Origin of the sequence: Porticoccus sp. W117 (assembly GCF_030341905.1) — a bacterium.
Taxonomy (GTDB): Bacteria; Pseudomonadota; Gammaproteobacteria; order Pseudomonadales; family Porticoccaceae; genus SCSIO-12696.
Window position 1 is genome coordinate 80,161 of record NZ_JATAAF010000008.1, and the last position, 25,159, is coordinate 105,319.

28 protein-coding genes are annotated in these 25,159 nt (G+C 53.8%); 13 read left to right on the forward strand and 15 right to left on the reverse strand.

Going from position 1 to position 25,159, the window contains the following annotated elements; all coding sequences use genetic code 11:
• Nucleotide 1 precedes the first annotated feature (1 nt).
• On the reverse strand, nt 2-463 hold the full coding sequence (locus QSV34_RS08065; protein ID WP_289153568.1) for a DUF6174 domain-containing protein: 462 nt from the start codon (nt 461-463) through the stop codon (nt 2-4).
• Complete coding sequence (locus QSV34_RS08070) at nt 460-2,178, reverse strand: M12 family metallo-peptidase (RefSeq protein ID WP_289153569.1); 1,719 nt, start codon at nt 2,176-2,178, stop codon at nt 460-462. Before QSV34_RS08070 ends, QSV34_RS08065 begins: the two co-directional genes overlap by 4 nt.
• Nucleotides 2,179-2,237: 59 nt before the next feature.
• Here QSV34_RS08070 and QSV34_RS08075 point away from each other — a divergent pair, with 59 nt between their 5' ends.
• Nucleotides 2,238-2,462, forward strand: coding sequence for a hypothetical protein (locus tag QSV34_RS08075; RefSeq protein WP_289153570.1), 225 nt, complete (start codon nt 2,238-2,240; stop codon nt 2,460-2,462).
• Between the two features lie 77 nt (nt 2,463-2,539).
• Nucleotides 2,540-3,106: a rhombosortase gene (gene rrtA / locus QSV34_RS08080; RefSeq protein ID WP_289153572.1), complete on the forward strand. Its 567-nt coding sequence runs from the start codon at nt 2,540-2,542 to the stop codon at nt 3,104-3,106.
• Between the two features lie 166 nt (nt 3,107-3,272).
• Here rrtA and QSV34_RS08085 read toward each other — a convergent pair whose 3' ends face one another.
• Both QSV34_RS08085 and QSV34_RS08090 read right to left on the reverse strand, forming a co-directional pair.
• Nucleotides 3,273-4,052, reverse strand: coding sequence for an SDR family NAD(P)-dependent oxidoreductase (locus QSV34_RS08085; protein ID WP_289153573.1), 780 nt, complete (start codon nt 4,050-4,052; stop codon nt 3,273-3,275).
• Nucleotides 4,053-4,064: 12 nt separating this feature from the next.
• Entirely contained in the window at nt 4,065-5,231 is a 1,167-nt protein-coding gene (locus QSV34_RS08090) for an acyl-CoA dehydrogenase family protein (protein ID WP_289153575.1), read from the reverse strand.
• A 193-nt stretch (nt 5,232-5,424) separates the two neighbouring features.
• Here QSV34_RS08090 and QSV34_RS08095 point away from each other — a divergent pair, with 193 nt between their 5' ends.
• Nucleotides 5,425-6,426, forward strand: a complete 1,002-nt coding sequence (locus tag QSV34_RS08095) for an AraC family transcriptional regulator (RefSeq protein ID WP_289153578.1) — start codon at nt 5,425-5,427, stop codon at nt 6,424-6,426.
• A gap of 182 nt (nt 6,427-6,608) precedes the next feature.
• Nucleotides 6,609-7,124, forward strand: a complete 516-nt coding sequence (locus QSV34_RS08100) for a shikimate kinase (protein WP_289153581.1) — start codon at nt 6,609-6,611, stop codon at nt 7,122-7,124.
• Between the two features lie 9 nt (nt 7,125-7,133).
• Here QSV34_RS08100 and dapB read toward each other — a convergent pair whose 3' ends face one another.
• From dapB to QSV34_RS08115, 3 genes are all read right to left on the reverse strand, one after another.
• Complete coding sequence (dapB, locus tag QSV34_RS08105; protein ID WP_289153653.1) at nt 7,134-7,940, reverse strand: 4-hydroxy-tetrahydrodipicolinate reductase; 807 nt, start codon at nt 7,938-7,940, stop codon at nt 7,134-7,136.
• Between the two features lie 102 nt (nt 7,941-8,042).
• Nucleotides 8,043-8,633, reverse strand: a complete 591-nt coding sequence (locus QSV34_RS08110) for a YceI family protein (protein ID WP_289153582.1) — start codon at nt 8,631-8,633, stop codon at nt 8,043-8,045.
• A gap of 94 nt (nt 8,634-8,727) precedes the next feature.
• On the reverse strand, nt 8,728-9,657 hold the full coding sequence (locus tag QSV34_RS08115; protein WP_289153584.1) for an AraC family transcriptional regulator: 930 nt from the start codon (nt 9,655-9,657) through the stop codon (nt 8,728-8,730).
• A gap of 126 nt (nt 9,658-9,783) precedes the next feature.
• Here QSV34_RS08115 and QSV34_RS08120 point away from each other — a divergent pair, with 126 nt between their 5' ends.
• Nucleotides 9,784-10,245 (forward strand): YHS domain-containing (seleno)protein, encoded by a 462-nt coding sequence (locus tag QSV34_RS08120; RefSeq protein ID WP_289153587.1) that lies wholly within the window; start codon nt 9,784-9,786, stop codon nt 10,243-10,245.
• Nucleotides 10,246-10,476: 231 nt separating this feature from the next.
• On the opposite strand, the gene dnaJ is transcribed toward QSV34_RS08120, so the two are convergent.
• The 3 genes from dnaJ to grpE form a co-directional block, all read right to left on the reverse strand.
• On the reverse strand, nt 10,477-11,595 hold the full coding sequence (dnaJ, locus tag QSV34_RS08125; RefSeq protein WP_289153590.1) for a molecular chaperone DnaJ: 1,119 nt from the start codon (nt 11,593-11,595) through the stop codon (nt 10,477-10,479).
• Between the two features lie 109 nt (nt 11,596-11,704).
• Entirely contained in the window at nt 11,705-13,675 is a 1,971-nt protein-coding gene (gene dnaK, locus QSV34_RS08130; protein ID WP_289153656.1) for a molecular chaperone DnaK, read from the reverse strand.
• Between the two features lie 61 nt (nt 13,676-13,736).
• On the reverse strand, nt 13,737-14,303 hold the full coding sequence (gene grpE / locus QSV34_RS08135) for a nucleotide exchange factor GrpE (RefSeq protein WP_289153593.1): 567 nt from the start codon (nt 14,301-14,303) through the stop codon (nt 13,737-13,739).
• Between the two features lie 156 nt (nt 14,304-14,459).
• Here grpE and recN point away from each other — a divergent pair, with 156 nt between their 5' ends.
• Nucleotides 14,460-16,148, forward strand: a complete 1,689-nt coding sequence (gene recN / locus QSV34_RS08140; RefSeq protein WP_289153595.1) for a DNA repair protein RecN — start codon at nt 14,460-14,462, stop codon at nt 16,146-16,148.
• A 66-nt stretch (nt 16,149-16,214) separates the two neighbouring features.
• On the forward strand, nt 16,215-17,057 hold the full coding sequence (locus QSV34_RS08145; protein ID WP_289153596.1) for an FkbM family methyltransferase: 843 nt from the start codon (nt 16,215-16,217) through the stop codon (nt 17,055-17,057).
• Nucleotides 17,058-17,097: 40 nt separating this feature from the next.
• Here QSV34_RS08145 and fur read toward each other — a convergent pair whose 3' ends face one another.
• Nucleotides 17,098-17,505, reverse strand: a complete 408-nt coding sequence (gene fur, locus QSV34_RS08150) for a ferric iron uptake transcriptional regulator (RefSeq protein WP_289153598.1) — start codon at nt 17,503-17,505, stop codon at nt 17,098-17,100.
• Between the two features lie 72 nt (nt 17,506-17,577).
• Here fur and QSV34_RS08155 point away from each other — a divergent pair, with 72 nt between their 5' ends.
• The gene (locus QSV34_RS08155) at nt 17,578-17,970 is read left to right on the forward strand and encodes an outer membrane protein assembly factor BamE (protein WP_289153600.1); all 393 of its coding nucleotides are present in this window, start codon (nt 17,578-17,580) and stop codon (nt 17,968-17,970) included.
• A gap of 112 nt (nt 17,971-18,082) precedes the next feature.
• On the opposite strand, the gene QSV34_RS08160 is transcribed toward QSV34_RS08155, so the two are convergent.
• From QSV34_RS08160 to QSV34_RS08170, 3 genes are read right to left on the reverse strand one after another with little or no spacing between them, the layout of a single operon-like run.
• Nucleotides 18,083-18,391, reverse strand: a complete 309-nt coding sequence (locus QSV34_RS08160) for an RnfH family protein (protein WP_289153602.1) — start codon at nt 18,389-18,391, stop codon at nt 18,083-18,085.
• Complete coding sequence (locus tag QSV34_RS08165) at nt 18,392-18,835, reverse strand: type II toxin-antitoxin system RatA family toxin (RefSeq protein ID WP_289153604.1); 444 nt, start codon at nt 18,833-18,835, stop codon at nt 18,392-18,394.
• Nucleotides 18,835-20,202: an SLC5/6 family protein gene (locus tag QSV34_RS08170; RefSeq protein ID WP_289153605.1), complete on the reverse strand. Its 1,368-nt coding sequence runs from the start codon at nt 20,200-20,202 to the stop codon at nt 18,835-18,837. The genes QSV34_RS08165 and QSV34_RS08170 overlap by 1 nt, the downstream gene beginning before the upstream one ends.
• Nucleotides 20,203-20,643: 441 nt before the next feature.
• Between QSV34_RS08170 and smpB the strand changes: the two genes are divergently transcribed.
• The gene (smpB, locus tag QSV34_RS08175; RefSeq protein ID WP_289153606.1) at nt 20,644-21,123 is read left to right on the forward strand and encodes an SsrA-binding protein SmpB; all 480 of its coding nucleotides are present in this window, start codon (nt 20,644-20,646) and stop codon (nt 21,121-21,123) included.
• Between the two features lie 15 nt (nt 21,124-21,138).
• Entirely contained in the window at nt 21,139-21,714 is a 576-nt protein-coding gene (locus QSV34_RS08180) for a ZrgA family zinc uptake protein (RefSeq protein WP_289153607.1), read from the forward strand.
• 2 nt (nt 21,715-21,716) lie between these two features.
• On the opposite strand, the gene QSV34_RS08185 is transcribed toward QSV34_RS08180, so the two are convergent.
• Nucleotides 21,717-22,352 (reverse strand): DUF3299 domain-containing protein, encoded by a 636-nt coding sequence (locus tag QSV34_RS08185; protein ID WP_289153608.1) that lies wholly within the window; start codon nt 22,350-22,352, stop codon nt 21,717-21,719.
• A gap of 50 nt (nt 22,353-22,402) precedes the next feature.
• Here QSV34_RS08185 and QSV34_RS08190 point away from each other — a divergent pair, with 50 nt between their 5' ends.
• The 3 genes from QSV34_RS08190 to QSV34_RS08200 all read left to right on the forward strand — a co-directional run bounded on the left by QSV34_RS08190 (nt 22,403) and on the right by QSV34_RS08200 (nt 24,842).
• Entirely contained in the window at nt 22,403-23,107 is a 705-nt protein-coding gene (locus QSV34_RS08190; RefSeq protein ID WP_289153610.1) for an ABC transporter ATP-binding protein, read from the forward strand.
• A complete protein-coding gene (locus tag QSV34_RS08195; protein ID WP_289153612.1) occupies nt 23,097-24,326 on the forward strand; it encodes an ABC transporter permease in 1,230 nt (409 codons plus the stop codon). The genes QSV34_RS08190 and QSV34_RS08195 overlap by 11 nt, the downstream gene beginning before the upstream one ends.
• A gap of 66 nt (nt 24,327-24,392) precedes the next feature.
• Nucleotides 24,393-24,842 (forward strand): YHS domain-containing (seleno)protein, encoded by a 450-nt coding sequence (locus QSV34_RS08200; RefSeq protein ID WP_289153614.1) that lies wholly within the window; start codon nt 24,393-24,395, stop codon nt 24,840-24,842.
• The last annotated feature ends 317 nt before the right edge of the window (nt 24,843-25,159 follow it).

The following is a 25,159-nucleotide window of genomic DNA, read 5'->3' on the forward strand; positions in this document are numbered from 1 at the left end:
GCTATCGAGGAGTTAAATTTTTCAGTACCAGCTGCTGCTCGTCATCGGCGATTCTGGAGCGAACATCCGCATCAATGGAAGTCGGGTACCCTTGTTCTGGGTGATAGCTCACCTCCAGGCGGTGAAACGGCTTTTCTTTACCCTTGGTGATATAGGCGAACCACTGATCAATGGTGCGTAGAGAACCCTGTACCTCTTCGTGCACTTTGCCGTCATCATCAAGGTAAACAGCGTCAACCACCTTGCCAGCCCGCACACTCACCCGCATGGGACGAACATACTCCTGGGTGCAGAAACAACTGCGCTGCACATCGTAGTCGTAGTCACTAAAACTGAGTGCCTGCCACTGTTGTAATGGAGACAACGGCGCGACAGGTTGCACAGCTTGGTTATCTGAGTGCAAATCGCCTCCCACACAACCCGCCAAGAACAGAGAAGCAAGCAAGTAGGTTAGGTATTTCAAAATACCCTCCTTTCCCGAAAGAGAAGGAGGGACCCCATAAACACCAATAGCCACCCAGTGGCTCCACCACCACCGCCACTGGGAGCTGGTGTTGGAGTCGGTGTCGGAGTAGGCGCAGGCGTCGGTGTAGTAATAGTCGCTTCGTTACTGACCGCCGAATCGCCGACACTGTTGACGGCAATTACTCGATAACCGTAACTGGTACTGGCAACACTGGTGGCATCGGTAAAACTGGTGATATTGGCAGCCACGGTGCTCAAAGTGGCAAAGCTGCCGGCGCCAATACGGCGTTCTATCCGGAAGTTGTCTTCATTGTTGCTGTTGTCCGTCCAGCTAAGGGTCACATTATTGCCACTGCCCTGGCTGGCAGACAGGCTACCGGGAGCGGCGGGAACTGTCGCGGCTGCGGTCACGGCCAGTGCGGTTTGCTGTTCATTATTACCGCTGTTGATATCAACAATTTCATCATCACCGGACACAGCCACCTGATGGCTGAACTGAACGTTATCCTGATTGGCCACAACCCGAACCAACAGCGTCATAGACGCAGCAGGGTTATTGGCTGTACAGGTATAACTGAGTCCATCAGACGCCACCGTACAACTCTGACCATTGAGTTCCACTGAATTAAAGCGCCCTTCATTGGCGGGCACTGAGCCACTGGCCATGAGCGCCGACAAGGAACGAAAAGCATCCTGTGAGGAAACCGTATACTCCAGATTCAACTCAACCCCTGCGGTTGCACTTGTGGGGTTGCCGCTGGCAGCGACGATGCTGAGATCGGCGGGGAAGTTAAAGCAGTTTTCCGGTGTGCTGACTGCAGAGATAGCTGCCTCCATCGTATCTTGTGAGCAGCTGGAAAATTCGCTGGCACTGGAACTGACCGATGCTGCCATAATAAAACCGCTATCACTGCAGCTGTTGCCATCACCATCGTGGTTCGCACCAAAATTATGGCCAACTTCATGGGCCACAACCAGAGCTGTCAGGGGTAAATTTGCATCACCGTTAAAACGCCTAAGCACTTGTGATGTGCCCGCACCAAACCCAAAACGATTACAAAGCGCATCCACAAACGCCACACCAGCGGTACTACCTTCAAAATTAAGGCCCGTGACCACATGCAATAATGCCTGAGAGTTTTGTATAAACGGAAGTTGGCCGTTGCGCTTGCGTTCTTGTACATCGTCGAGGAAGGCGCCGGAATCCACATCGTTACCAGTAAGGATGGTGGTATCAAATACCGAGTCATCCACCAGTTCCAACGTCAAGGTATCGAAAATAATTCCAAAATCGTTGCGGTAAAAACCTTCCACCATATTGATCAGCGATTCCGCCTGAGCGCGGGCATTGGCGCCAAACTCACTTTGAAACGCCTCATCGAAGGCAAATTCCATCTCCGCCAGCAGGCACACTTGGCCACCGGCGCCATCGTCGATGGTGGTTTGGCACAAACTGGAAAAAGCCACTTGTTGCGGAATCTGTAAGGCGGAATGCACATCCAGATTTACCAGCGCCCGACTACTTTGCGGTTCGTTATGCCTATGGTTGGGATGACCACAAGCCACCGGAGGGAATGACGACGAGGGCTCGGCACTCATTACCTGGCTGCGGGCCACTCCCTCTCTGGTGCTATGCTCAGCAGGCATGTCGATCAGATAAACCTGCCCTCCAAACGACAACACTCCCTGCCAACTGCCATCCACATTTGACATCCGTACCCAACTATCAGGTTGACCTGCCAGCCGGCCACGATAGTGACGAGCAGATATCAATGTGGACAGCTGCTCTGAAAGCGTACGATTCTCCTGTAGTTGAAGCAGGTAGTGATGCCCGTGAACAGATAAAACATTCGGCGGCGATTGATCCGCCGCTGCAAAAGCTGCCAAAAGTAGCAGTGTTGCTGCTGTTACAATCCTTTTCATACCTAACCCCGTTATTATTTGCCGAGTTGCGCGGCGATACGTCAAAACTAACTCTTTACAGACAAGCCCGCTGACATAAAAATCCATTTTATGAGGCCTAGCGGCCAGCAAACGGCGAACCTGTCACATTTATAGAGCATTGGGCATCATCATGCGGCGACAAATCAGCGTTTACCTTATTCCTCTGTTGTGCTGTGCCCTGTTTGTGGCAGCGCAGCTGATACCGGTGAACTACCAGCAAATGCTACCGCTCAACCGGGTCGCTGTAGGTCACGGTGAGTGGTGGCGGCTGCTCAGTGGGCACTTTATCCATATCAATTGGACCCACCTCATATTCAACGCTTTGGTGGTGATTTTGTTTCAGGGGTTATATCGGGGCTTCTTCACCTGGCGGCAGTGGCTGGTATTAGTACCGTTGCTGTGTATCGGTGTCAGTGCAGGCATTTTGTGGCTCACTCCCCTGAAATGGTACATGGGATTTTCCGGCGTACTCACCGGCCTACTGGTAGCGGCAGCCATTCTGCAGTGGCGCCAGATGCCATTTATTAACGCCGTGGTTCTGGCCGCTATCGGCATCAAAGTGTTTATGGAACAGCTGTCTGGCAAAGAAGTGATTGTCTCCACCATCAGCCATGTGCCAACAGCGGTGGATGCGCATTTATATGGGGCGGTGTGTGGGCTGGTTTTGGGGACGTTGGGGGTTGTGTTGAGGAGATAGCTTCGAGCTGCGGGCTACTAGCCGCGAGCTGCCCGAGCGAGATTCACTGCCGAGCGCAACGAACGGACTTAAAACTTGCCGCCAGTTGTGAGATTCTTCGCTGCGCTCAAAATGACAACCTCGCTCAATCTGCTCGCAGCACGTAGCCCGAGGCCCGCAGCTGAAATCATTTCGGCCCCATCCGTATCCCGCCATCCAACCGAATAGTCTCTCCATTCAGGTAAGCATTTTCAGCGATATGCACCACTAACCCGGCAAAATCTTCCGCAGGCAGCCCCAGGCGTTTGGGGAATTGAATGTTGGCGACTAGCGCATCCTGCACTTTTTCTGGCATGGCTTTGATCATGGGGGTACCCATAATGCCAGGAGCAATGGCCATCACCCGAATACCCAGTGGCGCCAGATCGCGAGCCATGGGCAGGGTCAGCCCAACAATACCGCCCTTGCTGGCAGCGTAGGCGGTCTGGCCAATCTGGCCCTCGTAGGCGGCCACTGATGCGGTATTGATAATCACACCGCGCTCGCCTGCTTCGCCGCTGGGTTCGTTGTTAGCCATAGCTGCCGCCGCCACACGGGCCACATTAAAGCTGCCCACCAGATTGATATTGATGGCGGTAGAAAACCCGGAGAGTGGCATGGGCTCGCCATCGCGACTGAGGGTACGCGCTGCCGGGCAGATACCCGCGCAGTTCACACACAGGTGCACCCCGCCAAAGTGGTTGACCACAGCGTCCACGGCTTGCTCGACAGATTGATCACTGGTGACGTCTACTGCAAAAAAGGCGGCCTTATCGGCGCCAATTTCCGCCACCGCTTGCTGCCCCCGCTCGTCGTTCAGATCAAAAATCGCTACCTTGGCGCCCTGTTGTGCCAACACCTCTGCAGTGGCTCGCCCCAATCCAGAGGCACCGCCGGTAACAATGGCGACTTTGTTTTTAATATCCATCAGCTCGATCCTTTAACTTAGCTCTCTGGCTTCTTTCAATAACTCACGGGCAATCACCAGGCGCTGAATTTCGCTGGTGCCCTCGTAAATGGTGGTAATGCGGTTGTCGCGCGCCATACGTTCCAGCGGATACTCTTTAACGTAGCCACCACCACCCAGCATTTGCAGTGCGGTATAGCAGGCATCGTTGCCCTTCTCACTGGCGAACAGTTTTGCCATGGAGGCCTGTTTGGAAAACGACAGACCGCGCTGTTTGAATTCTGCTGCCTGCATCAGCAGCAGGCGCGCCGCTTCCAGTTCTGTATAGCGATCCGCCAGCATCCACTGCAACCCCTGAAAATTAGAGAGCGCCTGGCCAAACTGGTAGCGCTGCAACAGGTGCTGGCGGGCGTAATCCAGTGCCGCCTGGCCCACCCCCAACGCCAGCGAACCAATACCGATACGACCACCAGCCAACTCGGCAACGGCGATGCGAAAGCCATCGTTTTCTTCGCCCATCAAGGCAGAAGCGGGTATTCGGCAATCTTCGAACAACACCTCGTTAGTTACCGATGCCTTCTGGCCCATCTTCTCTTCGGCACGGCCAATTTTCAGCCCTGGTGCACCTTCTTCCACCAGGAAACAGGAAATACCCTTACCTTTGGGGGCGTCGTTGTCGGTCACCGCCCACACCACAAACACGCCGGCGTATTCGGCACTGGTGATGTAAATTTTGCTGCCATTGAGTACCCAGTCATCACCATCCCGCACCGCGCGGGTGCGCATACCTGCGGGGTCAGAGCCGGCACCAGCCTCAGTTAAACAAAAAGCCCCGGCGCGAAATTCGCCACTGCATAGTTTGGGCAAATAGTGTTGTTTTTGCTCTTCGTTACCGATGGTTTGAATAACCTCCGCCACCATATTAGTAACCGAGACGGTAACCGCTGTGGAGGCGCACCCCCGGGCCAGTTCGGTAATGGCCACGCTGAACGCCACCGCACCGGCGTCCACACCACCGTATTCCGGGCGGATATTGAGCCCCATAAAACCCAGCTCAGACAGTTGCCTGAGCACACCCAGAAACAATTCGCGGTCGCCACTTTCATCCAGGCGCGCCGCGATAGGCGCCAGTTCATTGTCAGCAAACTGGCGCGCCATATCACGAATCATCTGTTGTTCATCGGTCAGTGCAAAGTCCAACGCTTGATTCTCCATTTTGGTAATCGGCCAATAGTATCGACTGCGCCGTTGGGCTTGGAATGGCCAAACAGACAGAAAAATTTACCATTTTTTGCCAAAAATATTGAAATCAGTGGCTCCTGCAGGTAAAAAAGCCTAAAAAGAAGTCATTTTTTACCAAAACCTTCAATGATCGCAAGGCTCAGATAGCCCTATGGCCACAATCGGTATCCACTATGTAAACGCCGCCCTGCAAGGTGCCCACAGACAGGGGCTGAACTGTCGAGAGCTGCTGCTGGCTGCAGACATTCAGCCAGCACTCCTTGAAGAGCCAGACTCCAGGGTTCACGCCGACCAGATGACCAAGCTGGTGCAGTTAATCTGGCAGCAAATGGGCGATGAATTTATGGGTTTTGTAGAGCCCCGTTGCAAAAACGGCACCTTCGCTCTAATGGCGGATACCGTCAGCCATTGCCACAACCTGGATGGCCTGCTGCGCAAAGGCATCCATTTTTACAACCTGTTCACTGACGGCATTACCATGAGCTTACAATGCCGCGGTGAGCTGGCAGAGGTGCACATCAGTTTCGCCAACCCAAAGCTGGACAGCCAGCACTTTTACCGGGAATTCTGGCTGGTGATCTGGCACCGTTTCCCCAGTTGGTATATTGGTGAGAGTATTCATTTGAGTGCGGTTGAACTGGATTACCCGGCTCCTGAATACGAAGCAGAGCTGCGCCATATATTCCCCTGCCAGCTGCACTTCTCCCGATCGGCCTGCAAGCTGGTGTTTCAACGCAGCTACCTGGACAAACCATTGATCCGCTCCCCCTTGGAACTGGAACAATTTCTGACCAACTCCCCAGCCGATCTAATGACCATCCCCGGCGAAGATCACAGCCTGTCGGCCCAGATCCAGCGCATGATTGTCAAAGATACCAACGACGGTCTGTTGTTCCCCAAAATAGACGTGCTCGCGCGGATGCTGAAAATCAGCCCCCAGACCTTACATCGTCGCCTCATCGCCGACGGCACCAGTTACCAGCAAATCAAAAACCACATCCGCCGGGACGTGGCCATCAGTAAATTGGTTAAAGAACAGTGTTCTGTGGAAGAAGTATCACGCATCGCTGGATTTTCCGAACCCAGTTCATTTACCCGCGCCTTCAAGCAATGGACAGGCATGTCGCCACGGGATTATCGGAGTAAGGATTAAACAGCTACGGGCCTCGGGCTGCGAGCAGCGGGCTGTTCGGTGGAAATGATTACAAATAATGCGACCAACTCAAATCTCGCTTGATCTGCTCGTAGCCAGAAGCTCGAAGCCCGCAGCCACTACCCCACCGGCAATCGCTTGCTTATAATCCAATCTTTCCGATAACTCACGGCAGCACACATATGGAAAATCAACCCGGCGTTATTCTGATCGGCATGCCTGGGGCAGGCAAAAGTACTCTTGGTATTCAGCTGGCCAAAGAACTCGGTTTTGATTTTGTCGACACCGATGTCTCCATCCAGGTACACACCGGACAGACGCTGCAAGACATTATTGACTCCAGCGACTACTTGAATTTACGACGCATTGAAGAAGCCGTGCTACTGAAAACTGACTGCCACGACATGGTGGTGGCCACCGGTGGCAGTGCAGTGTATAGCGACCCCGGCATGAACCACCTGAAAGAACAGGGAACGGTGGTATTTTTGGATACACCGCTTGAGGAGTTGCGCCGCCGCATTCACAACTACGACTCACGAGGCATCGCCCGCCGCCCGGATCAAACCCTGGAAGATGTGTTCGCCGAACGCCAGGCGCTCTATGAAAAGTACGCAGATATCACTGTATTGTGCGACGGCCTCGACCAACACCAAGCGCTGGAAAGTATTACCAAACAGCTAGCAGCCCGTAGCTCGTAGCTCGCGGCTTTACTTGAGCCCCAACACATCCTGCATATCGAACATGCCTTGGTTTTTGTTCGCCATCCACAGGGCAGCACGCACTGCCCCGCGGGCAAACGCCTGGCGACTTTGAGCTTTGTGGGTAATTTCAACTCGCTCACCATCGGCACAAAACATCACCGTATGATCGCCGACAATATCGCCGGCGCGTACAGTGGCAAAGCCAATGGTGTCGCGATCGCGAGCACCGGTCTGTCCTTCCCGGCCATAAACCGCCACCTGCTGTAAATTACGGCCCAGAGTATCGGCCACTACTTCCCCCATACTCAGTGCAGTGCCAGATGGTGCATCCACTTTATGGCGGTGGTGGGCTTCGACAATTTCAATATCGGAATCTTCACCCAGTACCTGTGCCGCCATTTGCAACAACTTAAAGCAAAGGTTCACCCCAGTACTGAAATTGGAGGCGATGCAGAGGCCAGTTTTTGCAGACGCCTCGGCAAGCTCAGCTTTTTGCGTATCGTTGAAACCTGTAGTGCCAATTACCAGCCTCTTCCCCGCTTCGGCGCATACATCCACATTGGCGAGTGTCAGCTCGATGGTGGTGAAGTCGATCAGCACATCGAACTGATCCACGACACTGGCGAGATCACCGCTCAAAGAAACACCGAGCTTGCCAACACCTGCCAGCTCACCGGCGTCTGCACCAACCAAGCTACTGCCTGGGCGTACGGTCGCGGCCGTGAGTTGCGCGCCTTTCATCGCAACCACCGCCTGTATCAACTCTTTGCCCATGCGGCCTGCAGCACCGGCAATGGCGACTCGGGTGGGCAACAAGGAATCGGAATTGTCTGACATGATGCGAGCTCACTTGCTTAAAAACGTAAGCAAGTGAGTCTAGCGAATAACGGCAAAACAACAAGCATTCACCGGAAATTACTTGGCAAATTTACTCTCATAGCTGTCGCCGGTTTTAGTGCCTTCAAATTCGATATTGAAAGTCACCTCTTTACCCACCATAGGTGCGTAGGCACTGACACCCCAATCCGTGCGATCCAATATGCCGGTGGCGGAAAAACCAATGGCGTCTGACTGGTAAATAGGGTGTTTGCCAATTTTATTTATGGTCACCTGCAAGATAACTGGCTTAGTGACTTTGCGAATGGTCAAATCGCCGGTAATTTCCAGCTGGCTCTCTGCCACTGATTTCACCTCGGTACTGGCGAATGTGATTTTGGGAAACTGTTCTGCGTTAAGAAAGTCCGCCGCCTTGATATGGTCGGTTTTGGGGTCATGACCGAGGTCGACACTGCCTGAATATATGGTTGCAGACACCGTGGACTTTTCCGGGTTTTCCGCGTCATACACCAGCTCACTTTCTACATTGGTAAAGCGCCCGTAAGTGGTGGAAAACCCGAGGTGGTTGATTTTAAAAATCACCTCGGTGTGGGAGTTGTCGCCGATGTACTTGTCGGCAGCAAATGCCGAGCAGGAATATACGACGGCGAAAATCAGTAGATATTTCATGTTGGCCCCTCTCAAATATGGAATAAAGCCAGATAGTAACGAACCGATATTGACCAAATGGGTGGGCGACACAAAACTTTGCGTAACATACGATTTACACATTGGAACGTCGGTATTCGCCGGGGCTAATGCCTAGTACGCGCTTAAAGGCTTTGCTGAAAGAAGCCACGGTTTCATAGCCCACCAGGTTAGCGATTTGCTCCAGGTTGTGGTTCGACTCCAGCAACAATCGCTGCGCGTTTTGCATACGCCAGTGGGCAACGTATTGCATAGGAGAAATATTCAAAAAGCGTTTGAATTTGTCGGAGAATAACGACTTAGACATACCCGCCTGTTCAGCCATTCGCTCAATGCTCCAATCGCCACAGTAATGGCTGTGAAAAGCGGTCAAGCATTTGGAAAGCTGCTTATCGTTCAGCGCCGCCACAAAGCCGGTGTCTATTTCATGGGTAGCACTCCAGTGTTTGATGGATTGAATAAATACAATCTCAGACAAGCGCTTGAGTATCGCCTCGCTACCCAACTGGCCTTCGGTAGCCACATGCTCCATAAATCGCAGTGAATCTTTTAGCCAACTGTACTCACTGCTGTTGTTTTCGTTAATCACAATGTACGGTGGCAAATTTTGAATCAAGGGGTGGCTGTAAGCCTGGCTAAATTCAAAATGGCCGCACACCAGCCGGGTACTGGCAACCGGGTCCGGCTCCCCCAGCAACAATTTACCACCGCCATCGTACTGCACCGCCGCCAATACATCGTCGAGCATCATAGGCTCTGAATCGGCCTCATAGCTCATAATATGGGCACAGCCATGGGGCACAATAATCATTTCACCGTCCCGCAACAGCATGGGTTGATCAACCCCTTCAATGCGCACCCAACACGTACCCTGAGTGACATAGTGAAATCTGGCCACATTTTTATAGGTGGGAATTGCAATGCTCCAAGGTGGGCTATACACCGTGGAAAAGTAAAAGGCCGAGCCAAAGTGCAGGGTGTCGAGCACATTCGTCAATGTATCCATATATCTCATAGCTCTGGACGATTGGACAAAAATTATGGATTAAAAGGCATTGTTAGCCAGATTTAGTCACCATATATTACGCAACAGCAAAATGCTACCCCATCCATTTATGACGAGGAAAACATCATGAAATCTTTGAAAGGCTTTTTGGCTGCCGCACTGGGTGCTGCCGCTTTACTGTTTGGCTCTGTAGCGACTGCAGACTCTGTATCGGTCAACACCGTTGGTGCTGGTGGTTACGATTTGGTGTCTTACCAAAATGGTAAAAAGCCCATTCCAGGTAACGGCCACTTCACCGCAACAGTGAACGGAGTAACTTACTTGTTCGATAACAAAAGCAACTTGAAAACCTTTAACAAAAACCCTGACAAGTACCTGCCACAATACGGCGGCTACTGTGCATTTGGTGCAGCGGTTGGCAAAAAATTCGCTGGCGACCCAACTGTATGGGAAGTAGTTGATGGCAAGTTGTACCTGAACCTGGACAACCGCATTAAAGCCGACTGGTCGAAAGACATTCCAGGGTATATCAAGAAAGCCGACAAGAACTGGAAAAAAATCAAGAATGTACCTGCTTCCGAGTTGTAATTGCGTGGAACGCGCAAAAAAGGCCTGATCTTTCGATCAGGCCTTTTTTGTGGCTAGACGTCGGACGTCTGAAGTCGGACGCTTAAAACCAAATACGCTGTCAGTCAGTAAGGGTAAGTTAGACTAGCCAAAGACTTAATCTACCTAGGTGGCAGCTGCAGTGTGTAAAACACCCGTTGGGCGAAGCCCAACTGCGTCCGACCTCAGACGTCCGACATCTAGCTTTTCTAATCAATTACCAAAGAACTGTTTCACGCCATCAAACCATGAGGTTTTTCGGGGTGAATGTTTGCCACCTTCACAGCTGTCATTCAGCTGGCGCAGCATTTCTCTTTGCTCATCACTGAGATTCACTGGTGTTTCCACTACAACCCGGCACAGCAAATCGCCAGTGCCGCCACCACGAACCGGGGCAACCCCCTTGCCGCGAATGCGGAATAATTTGCCGGTTTGGGTTTCGCCGGGGATTTTCAATTTCACACGGCCATCCAGGGTAGGTACTTCCAATTCACCACCCAAGGCGGCATCGGTAAAGCTGATGGGCACTTCGCAATACAGGTTGCGGCCGTCGCGATGGAAAATATCGTGCTCACGCACCGACACCTGCACATACAGGTCACCACTGGGGCCACCTTCCGGCCCGGCTTCACCTTCACCGCTAAGGCGGATGCGATCACCGTTATCGACACCGGCGGGGATGTTTACCGACAGGGTTTTCTGCTCTTCCACTCGACCCTGGCCATGACAACTACCACAGGGGTCTTTGATCACCGTGCCGCGGCCACGACATTTGGGACAGGGTTGCTGAACCGCAAAAAAGCCCTGCTGCATGCGTACCTGGCCGCTGCCACTACAGGTATCACAGGTGGATGCAGAGGTGCCTTTTTTGGCGCCACTGCCATCACAAGTGTTACAGGAAACCAGCGTGGGAATGCGAATTTTTTTGGCGACACCTTTTACGGCTTCTTCCAGGTCCAGCTCCATGGTGTAGCTGAGGTCGGCACCGCGACGGGGGCCGCCGCGGCTACGGCCACCGCCGCCACCAAAAATATCACCGAATACATCGCCAAAAATATCGCTGAAGTTGCCGCCGCCAAAACCGCCACCGCCAAAGCCGCCCTGGCTGTCGACACCGGCATGACCATACTGGTCATAGGCAGCACGCTTTTCGCTGTTGGAAAGTACTTCGTAGGCCTCACTGGCCTCTTTGAACTTTTCCTCGGACTCTTTGTTGTCCGGGTTGCGGTCCGGGTGATGCTTCATGGCCACCCGGCGGTAGGCTTTTTTCAGCTCTGCTTCCGAGGCGTTTTTAGTGACACCCAGTACTTCGTAGTAATCGCGTTTTGACATTTATGCTTCCGCATTCTGCGGGAGATGTGAGATGAGAGACGAGAGACGGGCGGCTTCGAAAATTATTCGAAGTCGCCCGTCTCACATCTCCCGTCTTTCGTCTCTCGTATTATTTTTGTTCGTCCTTAACTTCTTCGAACTCCGCATCCACCACGTCGTCGGCAGCGGGCTGTTCAGCAGCGCCTTCAGCACTACCGGCCGCTTGCGCTTGCTCAGCCTGCTCGGCGTACATCTTCTGCGCCAGGGAAGCAGAGGCTTCGGAGAGTTTCTTAGCCGCTTCGTCCATTTTTTCCTTGTCGTCGCCTTTCACCGCTTCTTCCACTTCCGCAATGGCAGCTTCGATGGCAGCTCTCTCTTCGTCGCTGGCTTTGTCGCCCGCTTCTTCGAGAGTTTTCTTGGCAGCGTGAGCCAGTCCGTCGGCGTTGTTGCGCGCTTGAACCAGTTCTTCAAACTTGGCGTCGTCGGCGGCGTTGGCCTCGGCGTCGCGTACCATTTGCTCCACTTCGTCGTCAGACAAACCGGAGTTGGCTTTAATCACGATGGACTGCTCTTTACCGGTGGCTTTGTCCGCAGCGTGTACGTTCAGAATACCGTTGGCGTCGATGTCAAAGGTAACCTCAATTTGCGGCATACCGCGAGGCGCTGGTGGAATATCGGCCAGGTCAAAGCGGCCCAGTGATTTGTTGCCAGCAGCCTGTTTGCGCTCGCCCTGTACCACGTGAATGGTAACAGCCGTCTGATTGTCATCAGCGGTAGAGAAGATTTGCGATTTCTTGGTAGGAATCGTGGTGTTCTTCTCGATCAGCGGCGTGGCCACACCACCCATGGTTTCGATACCCAGAGTCAGCGGGGTTACGTCCAGCAGCAGCACGTCTTTCACGTCACCGGCCAGTACGGCACCCTGGATGGCAGCACCCATGGCAACCGCTTCGTCCGGGTTTACGTCTTTGCGCGGCTCTTTGCCAAAGAACTCAGCCACTTTTTCCTGAACCATGGGCATACGGGTTTGGCCACCCACCAGGATCACATCGTCAATCTCGGACGCAGATTTGCCGGCGTCCTGCAGAGCAACACGGCAAGGCTCCAGAGAACGAGCGACCAGCTCCTCCACCAGAGACTCCAGCTTGGCGCGAGTCAGCTTGACGACCAAGTGCTTGGGACCAGTGGCATCGGCAGTGATGTACGGCAGGTTAACTTCGGTCTGCTGGGCAGAAGACAGTTCGATCTTGGCTTTTTCTGCGGCTTCTTTCAGGCGTTGCAGAGCCAGCGGATCGTTGTGCAGGTCGATACTGTTTTCTTTCTTGAACTCGTCCGCCAGATATTCGATCAGGCGCAGGTCGAAGTCTTCACCACCCAGGAAGGTGTCACCGTTGGTGGCCAGTACTTCAAACTGGTGCTCACCGTCCACGTCGGCAATCTCAATGATGGACACGTCGAAAGTACCACCACCCAGGTCGTATACCGCGATTACACGGTCGCCGGGAGTCTTGTCCATACCGTAGGCCAGGGCCGCAGCGGTGGGCTCGTTGATGATACGCTTCACATCCAGGCCAGCGATGCGGCCGGCGTCTTTGGTAGCCTGACGCTGAGAGTCGTTGAAGTAAGCGGGAACGGTAATTACCGCTTCAGTAACCGCTTCGCCCAGATAGTCCTCGGCGGTTTTCTTCATCTTTTTCAACACTTCGGCAGAAATCTGCGGCGCGGCTTTTTTGTCGCCCTTGATCTCTACCCAGGCATCGCCGTTGTCGGCCTTAACAATTTTGTAAGGCACCATTTTGATGTCTTTCTGTACTACGTCGTCGTCGAAGCGACGGCCAATCAGGCGCTTGACCGCAAACAGGGTGTTGTCCGGGTTGGTTACCGCCTGACGCTTGGCAGACTGGCCAACCAGCACTTCGCCTTCGTCGTTGTAGGCAACGATAGACGGCGTGGTGCGCGCGCCTTCGGCGTTTTCAATCACTTTGGCCTTGTCACCTTCCAGTACCGCCACACAAGAGTTGGTTGTACCCAGGTCAATACCGATAATCTTTCCCATTGTGTTTCTCCGATGTTCTCTAGGGCTTGCCGCCCAGTATTCAATTTCGTTGGTGTCTATATGGGGCTTGAAAAACCCCTTTCAAGTCTGTGGTTATGGCGTGGCGTCAATTTTTTACGACAACCACCATAGCCGGGCGCACCAGGCGACCGTTGAGGGTGTAGCCCTTCTGGAACACCTCCATCACCGTGTTGTTCTCCATATCCGGGTTGGGCACCATGCTCATGGCCTGGTGCAGTTCCGGGTCGAAAGGTTCGCCTTCCGGAGCCACCTGTTCCACCTGGAAGCGTTTCAGTACATCCAGAAAACTTTTCAGTGTCAGTTCAATGCCCTCATCACCGTCTTCAAAGGCTTCCAGAGCGCGCTCCAGGTTGTCCACCACCAGCAGCAGGTCACCGACAAACTTTTCAAGGGCAAATTTGTGGGCGTTGGCCACATCGCGCTCGGTGCGGCGGCGCAGGTTCTGCATCTCCGCCTGGGCGCGCAGTACGTCTTCTCGGGCCTTGTCCAGCTGCTCCTGCAAGGGATTATCCTGTTCAACTTCAGCATCGTTGTCGGTGCAGTCAACACTTTCTGGTTGCTGCTCTTCGTTGCCATGTTCTGTGTTAGTGGGCTCTTTGTTAGTGTGCTCTTCGGTCGCCTCTGCGGGCTGCTCTTTTTGTTCGCTGGACACGTAAAATCTCCATGCTGTGGCGAGTTATTGATTTGCTGCTCTATATGGGGATGGGTTTTGCGGATTCAACCCCCTTTCAAATACCCCGCCCGCGTTGCCCGCCACTTTGCTTTCCAGTTATGATCCCTGACAGTTAAACCACCCGCTGGACACCTTGTGCTGCTCTCTCTGAACATCAAGAATTTCACTCTGGTAGAGTCTCTGGAAGTGGACTTCCATAGTGGTATGACCGCTATTACCGGGGAAACCGGCGCAGGTAAATCACTGACCCTGGATGCCCTGGCGATGGCTATTGGCGATCGCGCCGATAGCGACCGCATCCGCCACGGTGCCGAGCGCGCTGAAGTCAGTGCCCTGTTTGACCTCAACGGCATTACCCAGGCACAGCAATGGCTGGCAGAAAAAGATTTTGACAACGACGACAACCACTGCCTGTTGCGCCGCATTTTCACCCGCGAGGGGCGCTCCAAAGGCTATATCAATGGCCAGCCCGCCACCATGCAGCAACTGCAGCAACTGGGTGAACAACTGATCGATATTCACAGCCAGCACCAGCATCAGTCCCTGCTGCGCCGGGAGACTTACCGGGTGCTTGTGGACGATCACGGCGGGCATCAGGCATTGGCAGCAAAGGTGGCACAGGATTATCGCCAATGGCGCGACACCCAGGATCGCCTCGACCTGCTGTCACAACAAAGCAGCGAACTGGACGCCCGTCGCGACCTGCTGTCCTTCCAGGTAGAAGAATTGAACACCCTTGGACTGGCAGAGGACGAACTGGAGCAGCTGGAGAAAAAACAGCTGCTATTGGCCAATGCCGAAGCCATTCTCGGCGACAGTCACCAGCTATTGGCCCTGTGCAGTGAAGACGACAGCTTCAATCTGCTCAATGGCCTTAACCAGGCCTGCTCACTGGCCGCACAGATACCGGGGCAAAGCCCACAACTGCAGGACGTGACGGACATGTTGGACAGTGCCCGCATTCAGGTGGAGGAAGCCAGCGCCAGTTTGCGCCAACATGTGGATGGCATCGAAGTAGATCCACAGCAATTGGCAGAGGTGGAACAGCGCCTAAGCGATATCTATCAACTGGCGCGCAAGCACCGCATTCAGGCGGAGCAATTACCACAGCTGCAGCGCCAGTTGCAGGGTGAACTGGATAGCCTTTGTGGTGGCGAACAAGACCTGCAGCAGTTGCAGGAACAGGCTGAACAACAACGTCAGCAGTATTTGAAAAACGCCCGAGAGCTTTCCAAAAAACGCACTCAGGCGGCCAAATCTCTGGCCAAGGCCATTAACACCCACCTGCCAGAGTTGGCCATGCCCGGCGCACGCCTGAGCATTGAACTGACGCCACTGGCAGAGGCCAAAGCAAGCGCCCACGGCCTTGAAAATATTGAGTTGCTGATCGCCAGCAACCCAGGACAACCAGCCAAGCCGCTGGCTAAAGTAGCTTCTGGCGGTGAGCTTTCCCGCATCAGTCTGGCCATTCAAGTGGTAGCGGCGCAACACAGCACAACCCCCACACTGGTATTTGACGAAGTGGATGTGGGTATTGGCGGCACCACCGCCGATGTGGTGGGCAAATTGCTGCGTCAATTGGGCCAGGGTGGAAAAAATCAGGGTCAGGTAATCTGCGTTACCCACCAGCCGCAAGTGGCCAGCCGAGCCCACCACCACTTGCAGGTGAGCAAATCCAGCGACAGCCAGGCTACCCACACCGAACTGCATTCACTGGCACAAACAGAGCGCATCGACGAAGTGGCACGCATGCTCGGCGGCGCCAAAATCACCCAGCAAACCCGCACCCATGCCCAGGAGATGCTGGAACTGGCAGCTGAATAACCTTCGGCTCAACACCACCTACCCAACGCCACCGACCCAACACAAAGAGTACGGATACAGAATCAGATGAAACAAACCGCCCTGAAAATTTCCCGTTGCAACAGCCTGCCGGTTTCCCTGCGTCGCAAAATTGCCAGCTGGTTTATCAAGCGCGACGGTTCCGAATTTACCTTTGATTGCAACGGGGTGAAGTATGAGGGCCACCTGGACAATTACGTCGAATGGGTAGCCTATGTCACCGGCCAGTTTTACGAATACACCTACATCAATTTGATAAAACAGCTGGTCAACGGCGGTACTGCGCTGGACGTGGGCGCCAACATAGGCAACCACTCGCTGGCATTCTCACAATTTTTTGACCGGGTTTATTCGGTAGAACCCTATCCGCCGGTATTCGAGCGGCTAACAAAAAAAACGCGGGTCGCCAGCAACATACACCCCTTCGCTGTGGGTTTGAGCGACATCAGTGGCCAGTTGCAGTTTGACACCCCAAAGAACTTGAACTGGGGTGCGGGAAAGATATCAACATCCGGTGATATTACGGTTGATGTGCTGGTAGGCGACCAGTTTGTTCGGGACAACATTGAGGGAACGATCAACTTCATCAAGATTGACGTTGAGGGTCACGAGCCCAAAGTATTGGCAGGCCTGCAGCAAACCATAGAACAACACCGGTCCGTGGTGATGTTCGAGGTCAATCGGGATTACCTGAAAAATGGCCGCAAGGGTCTTAACGAACTGTTTCAGCTATTCCCTGACGACTATCAGTTTGCCTCACTCAGCGGCCAGAGCTCATTTCCCGTACAGCGCATTGTAGCAAAAGCAAAACCGCTGCAACGGGGCAGCGGTTTTGGGAAGATCACTTATGTGATTGCTTACGGCCCGGAACGGGGCCTGAGGCTCGACTAATATCGAGTGCTCTACGGTCGGAAGTTCTACGTATAAAGTTCTACGATTTAGGCTTCACGTACAGCACCAGACTGTGGTCCACCAGTTCATAGCCTTTGTCTGCAGCTATCTTTTCCTGCAGGGCTTCAATTTCGTCGTTGTGAAACTCAATGACCTTGCCGGTTTCGGTGCACACCATATGGTCGTGGTGCTCGCCGGAATCCATTTCATACACCGCCGGGCCGTTATCAAAATTGTGGCGAATCACCAAACCAGCGGTTTCAAACTGGGTAAGTACCCGGTAAACGGTGGCAATGCCTACATCATCCCCTGCCTCTGACAGCGCCCGGTAAACATCTTCGGCACTCATGTGGCGAGTTTCTGCATTCTCCAGAATCTGCATGATTTTCAGGCGCGGCAATGTCACCTTAAGGCCAACTTTGCGCAGTTCCTGATTTTCGTTCGGCATTGGGTTACCCCCTTCTCAGCGATTTCGCGAACGGGTATTATCCCCGCTCGCTTTCAATTCTGGAACCCCGAAATGGCCCGTTGCGCAAAACTTTTCCCAATCGCCCTGCTACTCATTGTTGCGGCAGGCTGCAAAAACTTTGCCTTCCCCGGGGTTCACAAGGTGGAAATTGAACAGGGCAATATCATCACCCAGGAGATGGTCGATCAGCTGCAACCGGGCATGACCCGCGAGCAGGTACGTTTTGTTCTCGGCACCCCCCTGATTGCCGACACCTTTAACAGCAATCGTTGGGACTACCTCTACAGCCTCGACAGGCGCAAGGGCAGCAAAGAAACCAGCCGCCTGAGTGTGTTCTTTGATGGCGATTCTCTGGTGCGTTTTAGCGGCGATTTTACACCCACCGCCAAAACACTGGATGACCCATCCTCGCAGACAGAAACGTCCGCAAGCGACACCCCGTAGGGTGGATTAGCCGCAGGCGTAATCCACCGAAAGTCCTCTGCCAACCCTGCTGCGGAGTAACTGACTGAAGATTGCCGCGTCGCTACGCTCCTCGCAATGACGGTGGGAAGTTTCAAGACCGCTTCTGTTTTGCCTTTTCAGCGCGACGGCGGCGCACTTCTTTAGGGTCGGCAGTCAACGGCCGGTATATTTCCACGCGATCCCGCGCCTGCAGCTGGTACTCCGCTGGCGGTTTTAAACCCTTGGTGCCCAACGCCTGACCAAAAATACCCATTTTCGCGCTGTCCGGTTCAATCTCCGGAAACAATTTGATAATGCCTGAAGCCTTCACGGCCTCCATCGCCGTGGTACCTTCGGCCACCTGCAACTCGATGATTTTCTGCCGCTGCGGCAATGCATAGGCGACTTCTATAGTAATCATTTACAGCTCTCCCGTGTATACCTCATCAGCGCGCTGGCACAGTGAGCCCACCAGATTATTGGCCACTTGCGAGAACAACTTTCCGGCAGCAAATGCCAGGGCAGAATTTTTAAATTCAAACGTCAGTGTCAGGCTGACTTTGCAGGCACTATCGTTGAGTGCGTCAAAGCGCCACAAGCCATTCAATGCGGTAAATGGCCCCTCTTCCAACGCCAAGGCAATACGCTCCGGCCGCTGTAACTGATTGCGGGTGGTAAAGCGCTGCTCCACACCGGCTCTGCGCAATACCAGCTGGGCGACCATTTCCTTCTCGTCGCTGGCCAGTATCGTGGCGCCAACACAACCATCCATAAATTCAGGGTAGGCAGCAACGTCGTTGACCAGGTCAAACATCCCCTCCGCCGGGTGCATCACCAGGGCGCTGCGTTCAATGGTGGTGCTCATCAGGTTGTGATCGTCAGATAGATATTGAGAGAAAAGATGATAACCATGGCGACCGGCAAAATATAGCGTAGCAAGCCATAGCAGATGGAAAACAGCGTGCGGGACTCGTCATAGAGCATCTCACGCAGCAAATCCCGGCGCAGGCAGTAACCGGCAAACAGCACCACCATCAAGGCAACCAACGGCACCAGACAGTGGCGGCAAAACCATTCGATAGCACCGTAATCGCCTTTATCCAGGGTAAAGAAGGTTGTCGGCATCAACCCCAGACAAACCAGAATCACGATCAAAGAAGAAAAAAAGCGATTGCAGCGAGTGGATTCCGTCAGCCAGGCCACCGCCGGTTCCAGCAGGGCAATAGCCGCTCCCCAGCAAGCCAGAGCAATAAATAGATAAAACAAACCACCAAGGAACAAGCCATAACTGGTGTTTGAGAAACTCACCGGCAAGGACACAAACAGCAACTGCAAACCACTACCGGCCTGCCCTTCCAAAACCGCTTGGGCCGCTTCCGCCCGCAAGGTGGCATGGATACTCAGGGCAACAACAAAAGTGACCAGGCCAGCCACCAATACCACCAGCAGCGATCCTTTGGCAAGCTGGGGGCGTTCCGGCAGATACGCGCCCAATGTCATGGCAGCACCCACCCCCACGGGAATGCAGACAAATGCCATGGTCAGAGCAGTGGCCGCCGCCTTCAGCCATTGGCCGCGATCAACATCCACCAGTGACATATCAAACAAGTAATCGTAACCGGATGCCCAATTGCCATTGAATACACTCAGCCCCGCCGCCAATACCAGCAGCCCAAGCAATACCGCCACCAGGTGGCGCAGTATACGGCCAATACGCGCCACGCCACCTGCCAGCACCGCCGCCGTCAACAGCAAAAACAGGCCACAGCGAAGCAGTGCCTGCCGGGGTTGTGATTCCATAGCAGCGAAGTGTTCACTGGCAAAACGCAGGCTCTGCCCCTGCAGCACACCACTGGTCATATCCCAGAAATAATCCCCTGCCCACACCGCCAGCAGTGAGAACCAGGACACCATCAATACCCCCGCCAACGTGCCCAACCAACCGATGGCGCGCCAATAATCGCGCTGTTGTGACTCACGCACCAGGTAACGCAGGCCGTTGATAGCACTCTGTCGGCCACGGCGGCCGAGCATGACTTCCGTTACCAGCAGAGGCCAGGAAACCAGCACCAGAAATACCGCAAACAGCAGCGACACCAACCCCACATTGCCTCCAGCAGCGCTGGGGAAATACCACAGCGCCCCCAAACCGGCACTGGCGCAAATCATTGCGCCGATAAAGTACCAGGGGCCTTTCCATACGCCGTGTAGGTATTGGTTGCTCTCGACCATTGGCAGCGGGTTATTGTTCCATTGGGAGACAGGTTATGGATTGTAGCGGTTATCCAGCGGATAGACACCGTCATCGCACACTAGGGGGCGTTCTCAATTAGTGAGTTATTGCTGTTGTGCCTGAAATGGCGCCAGACACCAAAAGTAGGCGCTTTAGGCGAGGCGTGAGGAGAGTGGTTTGGTACTTTCTTATAAACGAAAAGCAAATGAGCGACGAATAACACAGTATGGCGCCATTTCAGGCGCAACCCGAAGGGCTGGGCCCATTTTACCCCTCAGCGGCGTTAGCGCTCGCTCATGTAGAGGACTACACAGCACTCACGCTGCCTTGCTGAGAGAAAAAATGGGCTCCAGCAGCAACAGCTCACTAATTGAGAACGCCCCCTAACGATAGCCCTGTTATTTCTCGCAAACTGAAGCGCAGTCCGTATAATCGCCGCCATGGCCAAGAAACCCAAAAAATCCCCCAACAGCGGCGGCACCATTGCCCTCAATAAACGCGCCCGCCACGACTACCACCTCACCGATAAATTTGAGGCGGGTGTTTCCCTGCTGGGCTGGGAAGTGAAAAGTATGCGCGCGGGCAAGGTGCAGCTCACCGACACCTATGTGCTGCTGCAAAATGGCGAGGCCTGGCTGATCGGCGCCAACGTAACGCCGCTGCAATCCGCATCAACCCATTACGTGACAGAACCGGATCGCACTCGCAAACTGCTGCTCAACCGCCGCGAGTTAGCGAAGATTTTTCAGGCCGTGCAGCAAAAAGGCTACACCTGTGTGGCCACGGCCCTGTACTGGAAAAAACATTTGGTGAAGTGCGAAATTGCCCTCGCCAAAGGCAAGGCGGATCACGACAAACGGGAAACGGAAAAGCGCCGGGATTGGGATCGACAGAAACAACGCATTTTGCGTCAGCAATAAAAGAGGAAAAGGAAAATGACTGGCAAATCCGCACTGACTTTATTGATGATGGCACTGGCAGCAAATAGCGCCAATGCCGGACACGAGCACTCTCTGGATGGCCACCATGGCGGTGGCCAACACGCCCATGTTCACGGTCACGCCCATATGTCACTGGCACAGGACGGCAACACCTTGTGGGTGGAAATGCGCGTACCGGCTTTCGACCTGCTGGGTTTTGAGCGCGAAGCAAAGGACGATGGAGAGCGCGCCCTGATCAACGCAACCGTCTACCAGCTGCGTCAATCACAAACCCTGGTCAAATTACCCGAAGCGGCCAACTGCGAACTGCAAAAAGCCGCGGTAGAATCGCCAATTCTGGAACAAGATCACAGCGGCCACAGCCATGAAAGCCATGGCCACAAAGGCCACGCTGATATAGAAGTCAGCCAACAGTTTGAATGTCAGAACCCCGCTTCCCTGAATGCGGTAGAAGTCGCTTTGTTTAACAATTACTCCCGCATTGAACGAGCCGATATCCAATGGACGCTGGAAGGACGTCAGGGCAGCGCCAGAGCCACCCCAGCAGAATCACAAATTAACCTGAAGTAGTTTTACTCAGAATAATCATCCACCCGTTGTGCCGCCATGGAATAGGCGGCAAAGCCGGTATCGTTCATTTTGCCTTCTGTGGTCAGAATGCCAGACACCCAAAACGGATCGTAGATGGCCTCCAGCTCAATGCCCTTTTCCATGGTGACATACACCAGTTGGTTGGGCGGCGGCGGCGGTACATGAATGCAGGCGCCAAAGTAAGGCACCAGGAAAAATTCCGTCACCACCATGTTGTCGTCGAACTCCAACGGCACAATAAAACCGGCAATGCGCACTTTCTGGTTGTTCAATTCCGCCACGGTGGCCGTAGCCGTCAGCACTTCCCGCCACTGCTGCTGTGCATTGGGTTGCGTGCCAAAACCCGACATGGCATCGCCCATATCCAGAGGGTTGGAACTGCCACCACTGTCCAGGGGGTTGCCTGAGCCCTGATCGAGGAACTGGGATAAATCCAGGCTCATCTGCCCCGGCTCCAGCATAATTTCTTCACCCAAGTGCTCAATTTCCGGCAACGCCGCCATTTTCTGGCGATCCTCTGGGGTCATCAAATCCGTCCACTCCAGGGTGCGGTAATCCGCCGCCCAAACGGTTGTGCTGAAGAATGCGATGGCAATAAAAAACAAACGGGTAAACATATGAAAAGTGTGGCCAGTCGTTGCGGAGAAAGCTGTTATATTAGCGCACCATGACACAGACCCATACCAGCAATATAGCCAGCAACATGATTGCCATTGAAAACATGCAATTTGCCTGGCCCCGCCAGAAAGCATTGCTGAATATTGAAAATTTTACCGTACCCGCCGGCGAAAAGTTATTTCTCTACGGCCCTTCCGGCTCTGGCAAAACCACCCTGCTCAATTTACTCGCCGGAGTTACCTTGCCCCAACAGGGGAAAATACGCATTCTTGACCAGGATTTGGCGCAACTCAGCGGCCACCGCCGCGATCGCTTTCGCGCCCGCCATATCGGTGTGATCTTCCAGCAATTTAACCTGATCCCTTACCTCAGCGTACTGGACAACGTATTACTGGCTGCCCACTTTGCACAACGAAAAGGTCTGGAACAGCGGGCACGGGATTTACTGGCGGCCCTCAATCTGCCCGACAGCGTCTTCCAACGCCGTGCTACACAACTGAGTGTTGGCCAGCAGCAACGGGTGGCAGTGGCTCGCGCTCTATTGTGTGAGCCAGAGCTGGTGATTGCCGACGAACCCACCTCCGCCCTGGACAGCGACAGCCGCGAACGCTTTTTGCAATTGCTGTTCACCGCCGTGGAACAATGCAACAGCAGCCTGATATTTGTCAGTCACGACCGCAGCCTGCAACAGCAATTCAGCCGCGCTGTAGACATTCGCGAACTCTCCGCCGGAGCCGCTCATCATGCTGCTTAAACTGGCGCGTCACAGTTTGTGGAACCGCCGTGGCACGGCACTGCTGACCGTAGTGTCTCTCACTGTCAGCATCACCCTGCTATTGGCCATCGACCATATTCGCCGCGAGGCCAAAGCCAGCTTTACCAGTGCCCTGTCTGGCACCGATCTGGTGGTGGGCGCCCGTTCCAGCAACATCAACCTGCTGCTCTATTCGGTGTTTCATATCGGCGATGCCACCAGCAATATCAGCTGGAACAGCTACCAAATTATCGACACCCACTCCTCCGTCGCCTGGACCGTGCCCATCTCCCTGGGGGATTCCCACAAAGGCTACCGGGTGATCGGCACCAGCAAGGCGTTTTTTGAACACTACAAATTCGGCCAAAAGCAGCAACTGCAACTGGCCACCGGCGCCCCGTTTGATGATCACCACGGCGTGGTACTGGGCGCCCAGGTGGCACGCAAACTGGGCTACCAGCTGGGGGATAAAGTGGTACTCGCCCACGGCACCAGCGGCATCAGTTTTACCCACCACGACAACCATCCCTTCTCCGTGGTGGGCATACTCAAACCCACCGGCACCCCGGTTGATCGCAGCCTGCTGGTCAGCCTGGAAGGCATCGAAGCCATCCACCTGGATTGGCAGCCACAGCCAGGAGAGCCCAGGAACGACTCCCTGCAACCAAAAAACATTACGGCCTGTCTGATTGGGCTGGCATCGAAAGCCAAAACCTTCAGCCTGCAACGGAAAATAAACAGCTACAAAGGCGAGCCTTTACTAGCCATACTGCCCGGTGCCACATTGGCGGAACTGTGGCGCATGCTCGGCGTGGTGGAGAACCTGCTCTACCTGATCTCCGTCCTGGTATTGCTGGCCACCCTGACAGGCATGGTCACCACCTTGCTGGCAGCCATGAAAGAGCGGCAGCGAGAAATCGCCATCCTGCGCGCCATCGGTGCCCATCCACTGTTTCTGTTCCTGCTGATCGAACTGGAAGTCCTGCTGCTGGCGGCACTCTCTATTGTCTGCGCCTTTACCCTGCTCAGTGCATCACTGACAGTGGCCGCCCCCTGGCTGGCAGCGGAATATGGATTGTTCCTGTCAGCAACCATCATCAACCACCACAACTTGGTATTGGCGGTGGTTGTACTGGTTTTAGCTACCATCCTTGGCGCCATTCCCGCTTACCGGGCATACAGAAATGCCCTGCAGAACGGTTTGGTCATTAATAGCTAAAAAGTTTCCCCGGAACTTTTATCAACTCTCTCCGTCCTAGGTGCACCTATTTACGGAGCACTACCTATGAAACGTTTTATTGCCGTACTGGCACTACTGACTCTTTCCTTTGGCGCTTTTGCCAAAGATGCCGACGTGTATTCACACAAGAAAAAGGGCGCCATCAAAGGGGCCGACCCGGTAGCCTACTTCTCTCTTGAAGAAGGCGCTGATGCCGTATTCGGTACCAAAGACATCACCGCCCAGTGGAACGGCGCTACCTGGCACTTTGCCAGCGAAGCCAATAAACAAGCCTTTATTGCCGAGCCGGAAAAATACGCCCCCCAATATGGCGGCTACTGTGCCTTTGCGGTATCTCACAACTTTACAAAACCCACCAATCCGCATGCCTGGAAAATTGTCGATGGCAAACTCTATTTGAATTTGAGTAAAGGCGTACAGAAAAAGTGGAAAAAGGACATCCCCGGAAACATTAAAAAAGCCGATGCCAACTGGCCTAATGTACTTGGAAAATAACTGATTTAATTTACGTAATATCTGCCTACCCCAAAAGCCGCTTCCCTGTGAAGCGGCTTTTTTGATTCCTTTAAAAAAGCATCAGAACTGATTTCTTCGTCACACGTCAGGTGCATGAATCCGGTAGTGTTGGCTGTGACCGTGGCCAGCACGGACGCTGGCCTCGAGGCTCCATGGACGGATTCACGCCGTGTCACAGCCAACATTAGCGGAATCATGTGCCGGGTTTAAAAGCACAGTAAAAAACATTTTCCTTTCCATTGAACCCAATTGCATTCTTTAACAACTCACTGGGTATCTATCGGAACTCCCAATGC

Bases quoted from the DNA above. Each gene is read 5' to 3' on its own strand.
- QSV34_RS08070 (WP_289153569.1), bottom strand. From the start codon at position 2,178: ATGTCAAATGTGGATGGCAGTTGGCAGGGAGTGTTGTCGTTTGGAGGG.
- QSV34_RS08075 (WP_289153570.1), top strand. From the start codon at position 2,238: ATGTGGACAGCTGCTCTGAAAGCGTACGATTCTCCTGTAGTTGAAGCA.
- rrtA (WP_289153572.1), top strand. From the start codon at position 2,540: ATGCGGCGACAAATCAGCGTTTACCTTATTCCTCTGTTGTGCTGTGCC.
- QSV34_RS08085 (WP_289153573.1), bottom strand. From the start codon at position 4,052: ATGGATATTAAAAACAAAGTCGCCATTGTTACCGGCGGTGCCTCTGGA.
- QSV34_RS08095 (WP_289153578.1), top strand. From the start codon at position 5,425: ATGGCCACAATCGGTATCCACTATGTAAACGCCGCCCTGCAAGGTGCC.
- QSV34_RS08100 (WP_289153581.1), top strand. From the start codon at position 6,609: ATGGAAAATCAACCCGGCGTTATTCTGATCGGCATGCCTGGGGCAGGC.
- QSV34_RS08110 (WP_289153582.1), bottom strand. From the start codon at position 8,633: ATGAAATATCTACTGATTTTCGCCGTCGTATATTCCTGCTCGGCATTT.
- QSV34_RS08115 (WP_289153584.1), bottom strand. From the start codon at position 9,657: ATGGATACATTGACGAATGTGCTCGACACCCTGCACTTTGGCTCGGCC.
- QSV34_RS08120 (WP_289153587.1), top strand. From the start codon at position 9,784: ATGAAATCTTTGAAAGGCTTTTTGGCTGCCGCACTGGGTGCTGCCGCT.
- dnaJ (WP_289153590.1), bottom strand. From the start codon at position 11,595: ATGTCAAAACGCGATTACTACGAAGTACTGGGTGTCACTAAAAACGCC.
- QSV34_RS08145 (WP_289153596.1), top strand. From the start codon at position 16,215: ATGAAACAAACCGCCCTGAAAATTTCCCGTTGCAACAGCCTGCCGGTT.
- fur (WP_289153598.1), bottom strand. From the start codon at position 17,505: ATGCCGAACGAAAATCAGGAACTGCGCAAAGTTGGCCTTAAGGTGACA.
- QSV34_RS08155 (WP_289153600.1), top strand. From the start codon at position 17,578: ATGGCCCGTTGCGCAAAACTTTTCCCAATCGCCCTGCTACTCATTGTT.
- QSV34_RS08160 (WP_289153602.1), bottom strand. From the start codon at position 18,391: ATGATTACTATAGAAGTCGCCTATGCATTGCCGCAGCGGCAGAAAATC.
- QSV34_RS08165 (WP_289153604.1), bottom strand. From the start codon at position 18,835: ATGAGCACCACCATTGAACGCAGCGCCCTGGTGATGCACCCGGCGGAG.
- QSV34_RS08170 (WP_289153605.1), bottom strand. From the start codon at position 20,202: ATGGTCGAGAGCAACCAATACCTACACGGCGTATGGAAAGGCCCCTGG.
- smpB (WP_289153606.1), top strand. From the start codon at position 20,644: ATGGCCAAGAAACCCAAAAAATCCCCCAACAGCGGCGGCACCATTGCC.
- QSV34_RS08180 (WP_289153607.1), top strand. From the start codon at position 21,139: ATGACTGGCAAATCCGCACTGACTTTATTGATGATGGCACTGGCAGCA.
- QSV34_RS08185 (WP_289153608.1), bottom strand. From the start codon at position 22,352: ATGTTTACCCGTTTGTTTTTTATTGCCATCGCATTCTTCAGCACAACC.
- QSV34_RS08190 (WP_289153610.1), top strand. From the start codon at position 22,403: ATGACACAGACCCATACCAGCAATATAGCCAGCAACATGATTGCCATT.
- QSV34_RS08195 (WP_289153612.1), top strand. From the start codon at position 23,097: ATGCTGCTTAAACTGGCGCGTCACAGTTTGTGGAACCGCCGTGGCACG.
- QSV34_RS08200 (WP_289153614.1), top strand. From the start codon at position 24,393: ATGAAACGTTTTATTGCCGTACTGGCACTACTGACTCTTTCCTTTGGC.